Genomic DNA, 14,046 nt, shown 5'->3' with positions numbered 1-14,046 from the left:
CTGCCGCTTCGTGACGATTCTCGGTATCGGCTTGGACTTGGTGACCATCTCCGAGTTCGCCGAACAGCTGCAACGGCCCGGGTCGACCATGCTCAGGGAGACATTCACCGCTGGTGAGCGTCGCTACTGCCAGAGCAAGCAGACCGACCCGGCCCGCAGCTTCGCCGCACGCTGGGCCGCGAAGGAGGCGGTGCTCAAAGCCTGGGCATCGTCTCGTTTCGCCCGCAGTCCGCAGATCGGCGACAACCCGTATCCGCTCATCGAAGTCGTCAACGACGCGTGGGGCAGGCCCAGCATCAAACTCCACGGTCTCGCCGCGGAGTTCCTGCCCCGCGTCCGAGTGCACCTCTCCCTGACCCACGACGGTGATACCGCCGCGGCGATGGTGGTGCTGGAGGATCCGGGCGAACTGGCCGATCTGATCGACGGCCGGGGCTAGAAATCGCGAACCGCTACTCTTCGTCGGCGGTTCGCGATTCTTTTTCCGCCACCAGCAGATACGCCACCATGAGGCGCTTGAGTTCGGCGACCGCGTCGGTATTCGACTGATTTTCCTGCACCGAGAAATTCAGCATCGAATACACGACGTGCACCAGCACTTCGGCCATCATCGTGCGCCGGGCGCGTGGGGTGCGCGGTGTCAGCGGCCGCAGCATCTGCGAGACGACCGCGGCGAATTCCTTTTCGTGCAGCGCGCCTGTCGCCCGTGTGGACGGGGTCGACTGCATCGCCAGCCACACTTCGCGCCGTGACGGGTCGGTGGTCCACAGATTCGCCATGTGGTCGACGAACTGGTTCATGTGCCGCAACCAGTCCAGCGAGGGCACTTCACCGTGGAAGTCGGCCAGCTCGCGGGAAACCGCAACCAGGTCTTGCCGATTGAGTTCACAGACGATCACGTACTTGTTGGCGAAGAACTGATACAGCGTGCCGATGGGCACCTCGGCGCGCTGGGCGACCTCTTCACAGGTGAACGACTCGAAACCCACTTCGACCAGCAACTCGCGCGAGGACGCCAGCAGCGCGTCGAATTTGCGCTTGCTGCGCTCCTGCGTCGGCCGCTTGCGCGGCATCAACTCCTGGGGGTCGTCCTGCAATTCCAGCGCAGGGTCCGGACGGCTCTGCGGTGACCGGGCCTGCGCGTGTACTTCCACCCATCCAGGCTAGCGGTATACACAGATCCGCGACACGCCTCTACCGACAGCGTGTCAACAACTGGCCGAAATCCCGACCCATCCATGCCCTGACCGGTGACGAATCATCAGATAAGTGTGCGTCTATCTGCACGCCTATTCGCGGCTAGCCAGCTCACGCCGCACCAGACCTACCGCGAAGTGACGGACCCTGCGTGGTCCCGTCCCGCACCGTTTCGCACAGGGGAAGGCAAGACTTGTGGCAGCAGGATCTGTGGTAACCCTCGGCGTCAGCACCGAACGGGGAGCCGTGCACGCGGTGGCGTTCGCCGAATCGGGCGTCACTCTCACGGATCGGATGCTGCTGCGGCGCACCGTCCGTGCCAAGGGAGACGGTAAGGCCGAAGTGGCGGCAGCGGTACACACCGCCCTCGACGCGATCGCGGCCGAGCTCGATGACGAGCACGAGATCGCCGGGGTGGCAGTGAGTTACCGCGACGCCGTCGAACGGCGCGCGATCGTGACCCGCCTCGCGGAGACGGAATGGCGCACGGCCTCGCTGGTTTCGGCGAAATCGTCGCATCTGTTCGTCGCGGGCGCGATGACCTGGCTCGACGAGTTCGACAATCTGCTCGTCTACGAGGCGGTGCCCGGCTACCAGGCGATGACACTGATCGACCAGGGTCGTCACCGTGTGCTCGCCGCCTACTCGCAGACCGGCGCACCCACACCCGACGCATTGCGCGCCGGTGTGTCGGCGGCGTGGGATCAGTTCGAGGCGGCGTCGGTGAAGCCGGCCGCGGTGGTGCTGGTCGGCTCGTCGTCGGACGCACCCGCGGTGCGCGACGCGGTCGCCGGATTCGGGGTGCCGGTGCTGCCGTGCCGGTTGGCGCCGTTCGCGCCCGCCGCCGGTGCCGCGCTGGTGGCGCTCGGCGATACGGTCGTGGTGCCGATCTCGACCGGGTCGCGGTCCAAGCGGGGGACGGCGATGGTCGCCGCGGCGGCGAGTGTGCTCGCGGGCGGGCTCGTCGCGGGTGGTTCGTACGCGGTGATCAACAGCGGGCCGCCCGCGGTCGACAACACGGCCGTGTCGTCGGAGCCCGGTGCCGCGTCGGCGCCGGTCATTCCGCAAGCCCCCCAGACACACGAAGCCGCCTCGGTGGAGTCCGGGTCGAGCGGCGGTGTGGGTTCCGGTAGCGGGTTGCAGGTGAGCCCGGCGGAAGAATCGCCCACTTCGCCGTACGAAACCGTGTCGCCCAATCCGCAATTGGTGAACCCGGGCGAGTTCCCGCTCGACTACCCGACCCAGCTGTACGGGGACGCGCCACAGGAAGACCCGCTTCCGCTCGAACCCGCCGTTCCCGTGGTTCCGCAGATTCCCGCCGCCGCACCGACCCTGCCCGGCACCGGCATCCCGCTCGGGATGCAGCCCGCGCAGGCGCCCGTGCCCGACGGTCCGCACACGGCGTCCGCCGACTGATCGTCTCCACACCGAAGGGGCAGCGCACGCGCTGCCCCTTCGGTGTTCTCAGACGTTGGTCTGTCGACGGAACAGCGCCCCCGCCGCGATGTACCCGACAAGCCCGATACCGGCACACCACAGCACCGCGAGCACCCAGCTGTCGCCGATCGGTGTGCCCATCAACAACCCGCGCAGCGTCTCGATCACCGGGGTCACCGGCTGATTCTCGGCGTACCAGTGCAGCCACGTCGGCATCGACGAGGTCGGCACGAACGCCGAACTCACATAGGGCAGGAACATGAACACGAAGGTGAAGCCGTTGGCCGCCTCCGGGTTCGGGGCGAGCAGGCCCAAGGCGGCCGCCAACCACGACAGCGCGAACACGAACATCGCCAGCACGCCGAAAACACCCAGCCAGCGCAGTGGATCGGTGGTCGGGCGGAAACCGAGCACCACCGCCACGACGATCACGATCGCGGAGGTGATCAGATTGCGGATCACGCTCTCGGCGACGTGCCCGGTGAGTACCGCCGATCGGGCGATGGCCATGGTGCGGAACCGGTCGATGATGCCCTCGGCGACGTCGGTGGACAGTGCGAGCGCCGTGGTGGACGCCCCGAAGCTCGCACACAGCAGGATGATTCCGGGGACCACGTAGTCGATGTAGGCGCCGGGACCCACGTCCATGGCGCCACCGAAGACGAACACGAACATCAGCAGGATCATCACCGGCAGCACGACCGTCATGACCATGGTGTCGGGGCTGCGCAGGGTGTGGCGGATATTGCGGTCCAGCATGGTGGCCGAATCCTGCAGTGTGCGCGTGGCGTTCATGCCGCGACCTCGGTTCGTCCGGGCTGACCGGTCAACGCGAAGAACACGTCGTCGAGGTCGGGGGTGTGGACAGTGAGCTGCTCGATCGCGATGTCGAGTTCGGCGAAACGGTCGAGTAGCCGCTTGATCTCGTCGGCGCTGCCGTCCGAGGGCACCTGCAGGGTCAGCTGTTCGGGATCGGGGTGGGCACCGGCCGCGGTGTCGAGTGCGTTGGTCGCGGCGGTCAGCAGTCCGCGATCGGCGAAGCGGAACAGGATGTGCCCGCCCGGCACGAGGCGTTTGAGTTCGGCCGGGGTGCCGTCGGCGACGATCCGGCCGTGGTCGAGTACGGCGATCCGGTCGGCGAGCTGATCGGCCTCCTCCAGGTACTGGGTGGTGAGCAGGATGGTTGTCCCCTCGGCCGCCAATTCCCTGATGGCGGACCACAGGTCGCGTCGGCTCCGTGGATCGAGGCCGGTGGTGGGTTCGTCGAGGAAGACCATGCGTGGCTCGCCCATCAGGCTCATCGCGAGGTCGAGCCTGCGCCGCATGCCACCCGAGTAGGAGGCGACCGGCTTGTCGGCGGCGTCGACGAGGTCGAACCGTTCCAGCAGTGCGTCCCCACGGCGTCGGGTCTCGTCCTTGCCGAGGTGCAGCAGTCTGCCGGTGAGGCGCAGGTTCTCGGCGCCGGTGAGGACCCCGTCAACGGCGGCGTACTGACCGGTGACGCCGATCAGGCGCCGGATCGTATCGGGGGCTTGCGCCAGGTCGTGTTCGAAGAGCCTGATGTCGCCGCGATCGGGCCTGCTGAGCGTGGCCAGGATGCGGACCAGCGTGGTCTTGCCCGCACCGTTGGGTCCGAGCAGGGCGAAGACGGTGCCCGCGGTGATGTCCAGGTCGAGGTCGTCCAAGACGACGTGGGAGCCGTAGGTCTTGTGCAGCCGGCGGATCGAGAGGGCGGGCGGTGGTGGGGATGTCATGAGTTCTCTCCGATCGAGAAACTGTTTATGTAATAAACACAGTTTATAGGCTAAACAGTTCTTGAGCGCAAGAGCGCGCGGGTTAGAGTCGAGACGAGCAGAGGAGGCAGATGACGACGTCCGGCGACATGGCGCTACCGAAAGCGGTCGAGCTGATGTGGGGGCGCGAGCAGCCCGGCGGCAGGGGGCCCAAGCGCGGGCTCACCCTGGATCAGATCCTCGACGCCGCGACCGAAGTGGCCGATGCGGAGGGTTTCGCGGCGCTGTCGATGAATCGGGTCGCCAAGCAGCTCGGCTTCACCGCGATGTCGCTGTACCGGTACGTCGACAGCAAGAACACGCTGGTCGACCTGCTGATGGATCGCGTGGTGGGGGCCCCGCCCGAGATCGCCGCGGGAACGCCGTGGCGGGTCGGTCTCGAGCAGTGGGCGCTGGCCGAGTTCGAGCGGCTCGGCCGTCATCTGTGGTGGTTGGACATCCCGCTGAGCCGGCCGCCGATGGGGCCGAACAACATGGCCTGGCTCGAAACCGCGCTGCAGGTTCTCGCCGAGGCGGCCGTGCCGGAGCCGATCAAGCTCCAGCTGGTGATGAACGTGTCGATGTTCGTGGTCGGTAAACGGCGGTTTCTCCGGGATCTCCAGGAGGAAGAGGGCGGCGACTTCGCCTCGGTGATGGCCAGGGTGCTCGACCCGCAGCGCTTCCCCTCGGTGTCGGCCGCCCTCTCCAACGCCGCGTTCGACGATGACGATATCGACTGGGAGAGAGCCGACTTCGAGTTCGGCCTCGCCCGTTTGCTCGACGGTTACGAGGTCTTCATCGCCACCTTCGGCGACTAGACCGACAGGTCGCGGCGCAACTTCGCGACGTGCCCGGTGGCGCGGACGTTGTACTGGGCCACCTCGATCTTGCCCTTCTCGTCGACCACGAACGTCGAGCGGATCACGCCCGTCACGGTCTTGCCGTACATCATCTTCTCGCCGAAGGCGCCCCATTCTTTGAGCACCTCGCGCTCGGGGTCCGAGAGCAGCGGGAAGGTCAGGCCCTCGTTGTCGCGGAACTTGGCCAGCTTGGCGGGCTTGTCGGGAGAGATGCCGAGCACCTCGAGGCCCGCGCCGCCCAGCTCGGCCAGATTGTCGCGGAAGTCGCAGGCCTGCTTGGTGCAGCCGGGGGTGCTGGCGGCGGGGTAGAAGTAGACGATCACCTTGCGGCCGCGGTAATCCGACAGCGACACGTCCTTGCCGTCGGCGTCGGGCAGCGTGAATTCGGGGGCGGTGTCTCCGGGGGAGAGGCGATGGTTGTCGGTCACCACCGCACGGTAACCGACCGGGTCCGCCAGGCGCATGGATAGACTCGGTGACGAGCAGCAGACATATACCTGGAGGTGACGGTGGCCAAGGACGACACCGACCGGATCGAACGCGAGATCGAGATCGCGCGTACCCGGTTGGCGACCACGCTCGACGAACTGGCGGTGCGCGCGGATCCGCAACGGATCGCGGAAGACACCAAGACGATGGTGGTCGCCAAGTTGAACGAGCCGAAGGTCAAATACACGCTGATCGGAGCGGGCGCCCTCGTGGCCGGCCTGGTTCTGATCAAGATCTTCCGCCGCTGAATCAGCCGGCCGGACAACAAAAAACACCCGATGTGCCAACGAGTCACATCGGGTGTTTTTTCTGTCTTTACTGCGTGGGGCAGGCCAGGCCGTCGCCATCGGGATCGAGGTGCGGCGAGTAGCCCGGCTCGCCACGGAACAGCGGCGCGCGTCCTGCGGCCATCGCGTCGTCGCAGCTGCGGAACGCGCCACCGGCCGAGCCGGACTGGACCAGGTTGGCCGAGCCGGTCGCGCCGAGGATGGAGTCGAAGCTGGACGAACCGGTGCCCGCCGAGCCCGATACCGGGTCGGCGTGGGAGACGGGAGCGGCGATCAGGGCGAGCCCTACGGCGGCAAGGCTGACGGTGAGCCGACGAACGTTCATGAATTCCTCTATGTCTGCTGCGGTTCGGGTGTGGTCACGGCCACGATGTGGCCGGTAGCCCCGTCCACCTTTGTGACGGGGCGACCGATTGTCAACCGCACGCGACCCGAGGATTCGCCGGGAGTCTCGGTCGGTTATTCACCCAGTCTGCGCCCGGTCAGGTGTTCGGCCGGGATGGTGCCCATGCGACCCGCGTTGAAATCCTCCATCGCCTCGATGATTTCCTCCCGAGTGTTCATCACGAACGGCCCGTATTGAATCACCGGTTCGCGCAACGGAGTTCCGCCGAGTAGCAGGACCTCGAGGTCGCCGGTGGTGCTGTGCTGGGTGAGATCGGCGGTCAGGGTGAGGGCGTCGCCCTTGCCGAAGACCACCAGCTGCCCGGCGCTGATCGGCCTGCGATCGACGCCGACCGTGCCGCTGCCCGACAGCACATAGGCCATCGCGGTGAAGTCCTTCGGCCACGGCGTCTCCAGCTGGGCGCCGGGGACGAGCGAGGCGTGCGCGTAGGCGATCGGGGTGTAGGTGGAACCGGGACCGGAGAAACCGGCGAACTCACCCGCGATGACGCGCACGAGCGCGCCGCCGTCGTGCGAGCTCACCAGGGTCAGTTCGCTCGCTCGCAGGTCCTGGTAGCGCGGGGTGGCGAATTTGTTCGCCCGCGGCAGGTTCACCCACAGCTGGATTCCGTGGAACGTGCCGCCGGAGATGACGAGCTTCTCCTCGGGCAGTTCGTCGTGCAGCATGCCGGAGCCCGCGGTCATCCACTGTGTGTCGCCCTCGCCGATGACGCCGCCGCCACCTTGGGAATCGTGGTGGACCATGGTGCCGTCGAGCATGTAGGTGACGGTTTCGAAGCCGCGGTGCGGGTGCCACGGCGCGCCCTTGGCCGCATACGGCTCGTAGGCGACCGGGCCCATCTGGTCGAGCAGGATGAACGGGTCGGCCGAGCGCAGGTCGACGCTGGGGAACGGCCGGGTCACCTCGAATCCGGCGCCCTCCTGCTGGCGCGCGGCGGTGACGATCTGGCGGACCGGTCGCTGGGTCTCGGTGACATCGGGACGGGGCAGCCGGGGCAGCACCATGATGTCGTCGACGGTGATAGCTGGCATGGGGTGCCTCCTGGGAGCTTCGACAGGCAGTTGGTTTCCATGTCAACCAACCGAGTCCTAGAATCATTCCCGTGCCCAGATGGTTGTCCGAAGAAGAGCAGCAGACATGGCAGTCCTACATCCTCATGCGTCAGCGACTCGACGCCGTCCTGGCCGCGGGCCTGGGCGAATACGGACTGTCGATGGCCGACTACGAGCTGCTGGTCCCGCTGTCGGCGGCGCCCGACGGATGCCTGCGGGCCAAGGAGCTGGCCGCCCAGGTCTGCTGGGACAAGTCCCGGTTGTCCAAGCATGTGGCCCGGATGGCCGCTCGCGGACTCGTCGATCGAGTGCAGGCCGAGGACGACGCGCGCGGAATCGTCGTGTCGCTGACCGAGGCCGGACGCACGGTGTTGCGCGAGGCCGCGCCCGAGCATGTCGAATTGGTGCGGGAGCTGTTCGTCGACCGGATGACCGACGCGGAAAGCACGGCGATCCGCTCGCTGGCGGGCAAGGTGATCGCGGCGAGTGAGGCCCGAAGCGATTCGGCCGGTTAACGATTCAGGCCACCGACCCGATGCGCAGTAGACAGGGCTCGAACTTCGCACGCAGGGGTGGTGGCATGAAGGCAGCCGGATTCATCGTGTCAATGGGCATGCTGTGTGCGTTGTCGGTCGCGGGATGCTCGACCGAAGACGGCACCGCGCAACCGGCGACGACGACCGCCCGAGGTGGCTCGTGGGGTTCGGGTGTGCCCGCCACCGAACTGCCCGGCACGGGCGGTCCGACGACCGCCCCGGTTCAGCCGCCGGTGATCACCGTCGACCCGACGACGCCGGGCCCTCGCCCGACCGGTCAGGGCGCACCGAGCAGCCTCCCCGGCACCATCGCGCCCCGGCCACCGGTCGCGACCGATGTCGTCTCGCTGGTCGCCGTCGACGCCGCGGGTCAGCCGGTCAACGGTTTCACCTTGACCGACCCCACGCCGGTCGGCGTCCTCGACTGCTCCCACATGTCGCCGAGCCGCTCGGCCACCACCGCGGGCGTCTACGAATGCGGTGCGTCCGCCGACTCGGCCAACGTGTGCTGGGCGGCCCCCGACAAGGCATCCCTGCTGTGCGCGAACGATCCATGGCAGCGCGGACTGCGCCGGTATACCGTCGACCCACCGGTCGCCGATATCGGCGAAACCGCGTCGCCCGAGCCGTGGGCACTCGAACTGGCCGACGGCCGCCACTGCCGCATCCGCGTCGGCGGCGCCTGGGGCGGTCGCTCCGACGGTCTGGTCGGGGCCTACTCCTGCGACGGCGGCAACGACGTCGTTCTCCAGCCGTCCACCGCCCGCACCGCCATCGACACCTCGACCAGCACCTGGCTGGTGAAGATCGGGCCACTCGGATCCGGCGCACCCGACTTCCCCGCTCCCGCGATTGTCGCCGTTCGCACCGCCTACTTCGCCGCGGTGAACTGAGGCGGTTGCGTGGCGGTACGTTGAGATATGCCCATCGCCTCGCTCAACGGCATCCAGCTCAGCTACGACGTCACCGGTTCGGGACCGCTTGTCCTGCTCGTGATGGGTAGCGGGAGTCCTGGACGTGTCTGGCGCACCTATCAGGTGCCTGCCCTGGTCAAGGCGGGGTTCACCGTCGCCACTGTCGACAATCGGGGGATCGCGCCGTCATCGGAGTCCGCTGCGGGGATCACCATGGCGCAGCTGGTCGGTGATACCGCCGCGCTGATCGAGCACCTCGGGGAGCCGGCGCATGTGGTCGGCACCTCGATGGGGTCGCGGATCGTCGCCGAACTCGCGCTGGCTCGGCCGGAGTTGCTGCGCCGGGCGGTCATGTTCGCCGCCACCGCGCGTCCGCATCCGGTGACGAGCACCCTCAGCAAGGGCGAGCAGGCGTTGTTCGACAAGGGGATTCAGCTGCCGCCGGAATACGCGGCCGCAGTCAAGGCGATGATCAATCTGTCGCCACACACCCTGGCCGATCCGGCCAAGGCGCAGGAGTGGCTCGATATCTTCGAATTCACCTCGGGGAAGGGAACTCCCGGCACCCGGGCGCAAGCGGGAATGGATCGGTCGCAGGACCGGCGGCAGGCCTATCGGGGGATCTCGGTGCCGAGCTTGGTGGTGGGGTTCGCCGATGATCAGATGGTGCCGCCGCGGTTCTGCCGGGAGGTCGCCGAAGCGATCCCGACGGCCACCTATGCCGAGATCGAACGGTGTGGGCACTACGGGTATCTGGAGCGGCCCGATGAGGTCAACCGCATCCTGATCGAATTCCTCTCCGCTGCTCGCTGATTCACCACTCACAAGGATCTTCGATGACTGATTCGCCGAACTGCCCCGCCTGTGACGACAAGTTCACCTATCGGGAGATGAACGGAACGTGGGTGTGTACCAACTGCGCCAATCAGTGGGGACTGAGCCTGGTCCCGGATCTCGACGACGCGTGAGCCGGTCAGTTCGTCGCCAGCGCTGACGCGGCGGCCGCGGCGATCGCGGTGGCGACGGCGGCGAGGGCGGGGGAGTGCAGCTTCCACTGCTGCCAGTACAGCGGGACATCGATGTGGGAATCACCGTCGATGTTGACCAGAGTGCCTGCGGTGCGGTCTTTCCCGGTTTGCAGGTCGGGCAGCATGCCCCAGCCGAGGCCGAGCCGCACCGCGTCGGCGAACGCGCTCGACGAGGGCACGTAATGACCCGGCGGATCGACCTGGCGCCGGGTGCGCCGGCGTAGCTGGCGGAACTGGAGATCGTCTTTGCGATCGAAGTGCACGACGGGCGCGTGGGCATACGCGGCGGCGGTCGGGCCGTCGGGGAACCAGGTGCGGACGAACCGCGGTGTCGCCGTGGGGCGGTAGCGCATCGCGCCCAGCGGGGTCACCGTGCAGCCCTGCACCGGTGTGGCGGTGGCGGTGATCGCGGCGGTCACCGTGCCGTCGCGCAGCAACCGGGTGGTGTGTTCCTCGTCTTCGCGGTGCAGGTCGAAGGTGATCCCGGCGGGCACGCTCGCGAGCGCGGGCATCACCCACGATTCGAGGGAGTCGGCGTTGACGGCGATCGGGATGCGAATCGGCCGGTCGGCGGGGCGGTCGGCATCGCCGAGCTCGCGCGCGGTGTCGCCCGCGAGCAATTCCATCTGCCGGGCCAGGCGCAGCACCGCGAGACCGGATTCGGTGGGGCGCACCGGTTTCGAGCGTTGCACCAGCACGCGTCCCGCCGATTCCTCCAATGCCTTGATCCGCTGGCTGATGGCCGACGGGGTGAGATTGAGCCGACGGGCGGCCGCGTCGAACGTGCCCTCGGTGAGGACGGCGTTGAGGGCGCGCAACTGGTCCAGCTGGAAATCCACTTAAGTGACTCTAATGGTTGTGAAGAATCATTAGCTGGACTGAAAATTGACGGCCTCTTAACGTCGAGAGCTGTGACGGCATCATCGGCGGCGTCGGCCGCCCTCTCCGGATTGGGCTTCGGGCTCTCGCTCATCGTGGCCATCGGCGCGCAGAACGCGTTCGTGCTGCGCCAGGGGGTGCGTGGGCAGCACGTGTTGCCGGTGATCGCGGTGTGCGCGGTGTCCGACATCGTGTTGATCGGCGCGGGCGTGGCCGGGTTCGGGGCGGTCGTCGAGTCGTTTCCGGCGGTGCTGACCATCGCCCGGTACGCGGGGGCGGCCTTTCTGGTCGGCTACGCGCTGCTGGCGGCCCGGCGTGCTCTCGGTTCGTCGACCCTGATCGCCGACGCGGCGGGTGCCTCGGTGGCCGTGGGTGCGTCCGTGCTCACCTGTCTGGCGCTGACCTGGCTCAATCCGCACGTGTATCTCGACACGCTGGTCCTGCTCGGTTCCTTCGCCAGCACCTACGCGACGCCCGACCGCTGGTTCCTGGCCGCGGGGGCCATGCTCGCCAGCGTCCTGTGGTTCGGCGCCCTCGGCTACGGTGCCCGTCGGCTCGGTCCGCTCTTCGCGCGCCCGAGCGCGTGGCGTGTCCTGGATTCGCTGATCGCTGTGGTCATGCTCGCGCTGGCCGTCGGGCTGCTGCTCGCCTGAGGCGCGGCGCTAGGACTCCCACGGCTTCACCGGGGGCTTGACCCACAGCAGCTTCTCGTCGGCGTGGGTGCGCACCGCGGCGGCGTGCTCGGGGTTGCGGGCCGCCCAGGCGTCCTTCTGGTCGAGGAGGTCGGCGACCACCTGCCAGGTCTCGCCGGTGCTCGGCGGATTGGTGTCGGCGGCGCGGGCCAGCTTGCGCAGGGTGGCGGCGGGCAGGGCGAGCAGTTCGGCGCTGCGGATATCGCGTGACCACACGTAGGCGGCCATGCGGCGGGCCTTGGCGACGCGGCTGGCGGTGGCCGCGTCGGAATGCGCGTGATCGGGTGCCTGATCGGCGCTGTCTGGCACGACGGCGATTCTACGACGGAACGCCCGCGCTCCGGTCGGCGATGACCGGGGCGCGGGCGTTCACCCGTCAGGTTGCTCAGTAAGCGGAGTTGACGTTGTCCATGGAGCCGTAGCGCTGCGCCGCGTAGTTGCAGGCCGCGACGATGTTGGCCACGGGGTTCCAGACGTCGAAGGGGGTGCCCTCGACGTGGTAGGTCGCGAAGGTGGGGTCGATCACCTGGAGCAGGCCCTTGGAGGGGATGCCCATCGCGGCGTTGGAGTCCCACAGGTTGATCGCCTGGGGGTTGCCGGTCGACTCGCGCATGATGTTGCGGTGGATGCCCTCGTAGCTGCCGGGGATGCCCTTGGCGGCCATGATGTCGAGCGCTTCGGTGATCCAGCCGTGCAGGTTGTCCTCGTAGGACTTCACCTCGGGCATCGGGGCCGGAGCGGCCTCGGGAGCCGGGGCGGCCTCCGGTGCCGGGGCGGGAGCGGCCTGCGGCGCGGGCGCCGGGATGGCCTGGATGGCGGGGGCGGCGCCGACGGCGGGGATGTTCTCCGCCTGCTCGACGACCATGGCGGCACGCTCGGGAACGCTGTCGTCGGCGAACGAGACGGCGGAGGACGCTGCTACGGCGACCAGACCGACCGCGGCGACTGCCACGGTGAACGCCTCACGGCGCGAGCGACGGCCGATAACGGTGCTGAGCTTGTCTTTGTTGAGCATTGCTTTTCTGTTCCTTCATCTCTGTCTGGCGACGCAGGCCCTGCATCAGGGCGCGATGGATCGCGCAGCGCGCACGGGAGTACACGCCGGTCAGGCGATGCGTTGTTTCTGTCTGTATGGGAAGGTGCGACACTGTCGGGGGACGAACGCTCGATGGCAGTTCATCGCTGGCGCCGCACGGTGCTCCACAGCTGGCTGCGGGGAGACCACGCGCTGTTCGGTGCTATCGGAGGTTGGATACTTCCGGGCTAACCAAACCGCAGGTCCGTTTGTGACCTGATGACAGAATGGTCACGACGGGTTAACGCAAGGTGAACGAAACCTGAACGGCAAACGTTGCCGATCTTGGTTCATTGCCGGGCAGTTGCAGAATCGTTATGTATGCAGGAGGTTTGCGACTCTGATCTGCGTGGCGGCCGTCACAGAAAAAGTTTGCCCGAATCAGGTTTTGCGGGGGTTTGCGCAGCTCGAGGCGGTTCGAATCGGGGCCTGAGCGCTAATCTGCCGGATTGTCCATGGCGGTCCGATAACGACGTCGTGACCGTTGCCCGGCGACCGTGGCTACCACCTCTCGCAGACCGGCCATGCGGGGCTCGTCCGCCTCGCTCGAACGCCATACGATGCCGAAAGTGCAGTCGGCAAGTGCGTCGACCGGCACGAAGCGCAGGTCGGGGCGTGGGTACAACTGCGCGGCAGAGGCAGGGACGAAGGCGACCGCGCCGGTCAGTGCGACGGTCGCGAGCATCGACTCGAACGTCGTGCCCGTGGCCGTGGCATAGCGAACCGCTCGGCCGTCGGGCCGCGGGTCGGCGGTCCAATACGCACGTCCCTCCGGGAACGACTCGGGCACCATCGTGACGACCGCATGGTGTGCGAGATCGGCCAGGCGTAGCGACTCTCGTCGCGCCAGCGGATCCGTAGCGGCCAGGCAGGCAACCCGGCGCTCGACCACGAGTGGCACGACGTGCAGATGCGACGGAACAGGCACGTGGACGAACGCCGCATGAATTTCACCGCGCTCCAGCGCTGCCAACTGCTCGGTGAACGTGTCGATCACCTGCACACGAGGGCCCAGTTCCGGAAAACGTGTCGATATTCCATCGATGATCTGGCGGGTCGGGCCGAGTGCCGTAAAACTCTCACATACCCCGATCCGCAATATTCTCGCCTCTGCCGAGGCGTGATTCGCCATTTCTCTCAACTGCTCCGAGGAATCCACTATCGAACGAGCCAGCGGTAGCAATTCCAGCGCGATAGGAGTGAGTTCTACCCGTCTGCTGGTTCGATCGAAGAGCCGAACTCCCAATCGTTGCTCCAGTGCCCGGATTTGCTGGCTGAGTGCGGGCTGGGTCAGGTAGACGCGGCGCGCTGCCCGGCCGAAATGCAGCTCCTCGGCGAGAACCAGCAGCAGGCGGAGTTGGTGGGGTGTGGGGTCGTCGCCCTGCAAGCTCGAGCCTGTCCCATCCATAACCCACACTCTAT

At 67.3% G+C, this 14,046-nt stretch carries 19 protein-coding genes; 9 read left to right on the top strand and 10 right to left on the bottom strand.

Annotation, left to right across the window (positions count from 1 at the left end):
• Positions 1-10 precede the first annotated feature (10 nt).
• The gene (acpS, locus tag ACWF99_RS30230) at positions 11-439 is read left to right on the top strand and encodes a holo-ACP synthase AcpS (protein ID WP_378629835.1); all 429 of its coding nucleotides are present in this window, start codon (positions 11-13) and stop codon (positions 437-439) included.
• A gap of 13 nt (positions 440-452) precedes the next feature.
• Here acpS and ACWF99_RS30225 read toward each other — a convergent pair whose 3' ends face one another.
• Positions 453-1,073, bottom strand: coding sequence for a TetR family transcriptional regulator (locus tag ACWF99_RS30225; protein WP_378630031.1), 621 nt, complete (start codon positions 1,071-1,073; stop codon positions 453-455).
• A 319-nt stretch (positions 1,074-1,392) separates the two neighbouring features.
• Here ACWF99_RS30225 and ACWF99_RS30220 point away from each other — a divergent pair, with 319 nt between their 5' ends.
• A complete protein-coding gene (locus ACWF99_RS30220; RefSeq protein ID WP_378629838.1) occupies positions 1,393-2,613 on the top strand; it encodes a hypothetical protein in 1,221 nt (406 codons plus the stop codon).
• Positions 2,614-2,661: 48 nt separating this feature from the next.
• Here ACWF99_RS30220 and ACWF99_RS30215 read toward each other — a convergent pair whose 3' ends face one another.
• Positions 2,662-3,429 carry an ABC transporter permease gene (locus ACWF99_RS30215; RefSeq protein ID WP_452538038.1) on the bottom strand — a complete coding sequence of 256 codons (768 nt, stop codon included), beginning with the start codon at positions 3,427-3,429 and terminating at the stop codon, positions 2,662-2,664.
• The gene (locus tag ACWF99_RS30210; RefSeq protein ID WP_378659569.1) at positions 3,426-4,388 is read right to left on the bottom strand and encodes an ATP-binding cassette domain-containing protein; all 963 of its coding nucleotides are present in this window, start codon (positions 4,386-4,388) and stop codon (positions 3,426-3,428) included. The genes ACWF99_RS30215 and ACWF99_RS30210 overlap by 4 nt, the downstream gene beginning before the upstream one ends.
• Positions 4,389-4,498: 110 nt before the next feature.
• On the opposite strand from ACWF99_RS30210, the gene ACWF99_RS30205 reads away from it, so the two are divergent.
• Entirely contained in the window at positions 4,499-5,224 is a 726-nt protein-coding gene (locus ACWF99_RS30205) for a TetR/AcrR family transcriptional regulator (RefSeq protein WP_378659566.1), read from the top strand.
• Here ACWF99_RS30205 and bcp read toward each other — a convergent pair.
• Complete coding sequence (bcp, locus tag ACWF99_RS30200) at positions 5,221-5,694, bottom strand: thioredoxin-dependent thiol peroxidase (RefSeq protein ID WP_379225838.1); 474 nt, start codon at positions 5,692-5,694, stop codon at positions 5,221-5,223. The two genes, ACWF99_RS30205 and bcp, sit on opposite strands and share 4 nt — an antisense overlap.
• A gap of 75 nt (positions 5,695-5,769) precedes the next feature.
• On the opposite strand from bcp, the gene ACWF99_RS30195 reads away from it, so the two are divergent.
• Positions 5,770-6,003: a DUF3618 domain-containing protein gene (locus tag ACWF99_RS30195; protein WP_378629848.1), complete on the top strand. Its 234-nt coding sequence runs from the start codon at positions 5,770-5,772 to the stop codon at positions 6,001-6,003.
• 67 nt (positions 6,004-6,070) lie between these two features.
• On the opposite strand, the gene ACWF99_RS30190 is transcribed toward ACWF99_RS30195, so the two are convergent.
• Both ACWF99_RS30190 and ACWF99_RS30185 read right to left on the bottom strand, forming a co-directional pair.
• Complete coding sequence (locus ACWF99_RS30190; protein ID WP_378629849.1) at positions 6,071-6,367, bottom strand: excalibur calcium-binding domain-containing protein; 297 nt, start codon at positions 6,365-6,367, stop codon at positions 6,071-6,073.
• Between the two features lie 134 nt (positions 6,368-6,501).
• Entirely contained in the window at positions 6,502-7,479 is a 978-nt protein-coding gene (locus ACWF99_RS30185) for a pirin family protein (RefSeq protein WP_378629850.1), read from the bottom strand.
• A gap of 71 nt (positions 7,480-7,550) precedes the next feature.
• On the opposite strand from ACWF99_RS30185, the gene ACWF99_RS30180 reads away from it, so the two are divergent.
• The 4 genes from ACWF99_RS30180 (at position 7,551) to ACWF99_RS30165 (ending at position 9,918) form a co-directional block, all read left to right on the top strand.
• Positions 7,551-8,015 carry a MarR family winged helix-turn-helix transcriptional regulator gene (locus ACWF99_RS30180; RefSeq protein WP_452538037.1) on the top strand — a complete coding sequence of 155 codons (465 nt, stop codon included), beginning with the start codon at positions 7,551-7,553 and terminating at the stop codon, positions 8,013-8,015.
• A 65-nt stretch (positions 8,016-8,080) separates the two neighbouring features.
• Positions 8,081-8,929: a hypothetical protein gene (locus tag ACWF99_RS30175; RefSeq protein WP_452538036.1), complete on the top strand. Its 849-nt coding sequence runs from the start codon at positions 8,081-8,083 to the stop codon at positions 8,927-8,929.
• A gap of 27 nt (positions 8,930-8,956) precedes the next feature.
• A complete protein-coding gene (locus ACWF99_RS30170; protein ID WP_452538035.1) occupies positions 8,957-9,763 on the top strand; it encodes an alpha/beta fold hydrolase in 807 nt (268 codons plus the stop codon).
• 23 nt (positions 9,764-9,786) lie between these two features.
• Positions 9,787-9,918, top strand: a complete 132-nt coding sequence (locus ACWF99_RS30165; RefSeq protein WP_378629857.1) for a hypothetical protein — start codon at positions 9,787-9,789, stop codon at positions 9,916-9,918.
• A gap of 5 nt (positions 9,919-9,923) precedes the next feature.
• On the opposite strand, the gene ACWF99_RS30160 is transcribed toward ACWF99_RS30165, so the two are convergent.
• Positions 9,924-10,817 (bottom strand): LysR family transcriptional regulator ArgP, encoded by an 894-nt coding sequence (locus tag ACWF99_RS30160; RefSeq protein WP_452538034.1) that lies wholly within the window; start codon positions 10,815-10,817, stop codon positions 9,924-9,926.
• Positions 10,818-10,889: 72 nt separating this feature from the next.
• On the opposite strand from ACWF99_RS30160, the gene ACWF99_RS30155 reads away from it, so the two are divergent.
• The gene (locus ACWF99_RS30155; protein ID WP_378629861.1) at positions 10,890-11,510 is read left to right on the top strand and encodes a LysE/ArgO family amino acid transporter; all 621 of its coding nucleotides are present in this window, start codon (positions 10,890-10,892) and stop codon (positions 11,508-11,510) included.
• A gap of 9 nt (positions 11,511-11,519) precedes the next feature.
• Here ACWF99_RS30155 and ACWF99_RS30150 read toward each other — a convergent pair whose 3' ends face one another.
• From ACWF99_RS30150 to ACWF99_RS30140, 3 genes are all read right to left on the bottom strand, one after another.
• Positions 11,520-11,858, bottom strand: a complete 339-nt coding sequence (locus ACWF99_RS30150; RefSeq protein WP_378629863.1) for a hypothetical protein — start codon at positions 11,856-11,858, stop codon at positions 11,520-11,522.
• 76 nt (positions 11,859-11,934) lie between these two features.
• On the bottom strand, positions 11,935-12,564 hold the full coding sequence (locus ACWF99_RS30145) for a transglycosylase SLT domain-containing protein (RefSeq protein WP_378659547.1): 630 nt from the start codon (positions 12,562-12,564) through the stop codon (positions 11,935-11,937).
• A 496-nt stretch (positions 12,565-13,060) separates the two neighbouring features.
• The gene (locus tag ACWF99_RS30140; RefSeq protein ID WP_452538033.1) at positions 13,061-14,032 is read right to left on the bottom strand and encodes a LysR family transcriptional regulator; all 972 of its coding nucleotides are present in this window, start codon (positions 14,030-14,032) and stop codon (positions 13,061-13,063) included.
• Positions 14,033-14,046 lie beyond the last annotated feature (14 nt).

Source organism: Nocardia sp. NPDC055002, assembly GCF_053608825.1.
This window is presented reverse-complemented; position numbering and strand designations above follow the sequence as displayed.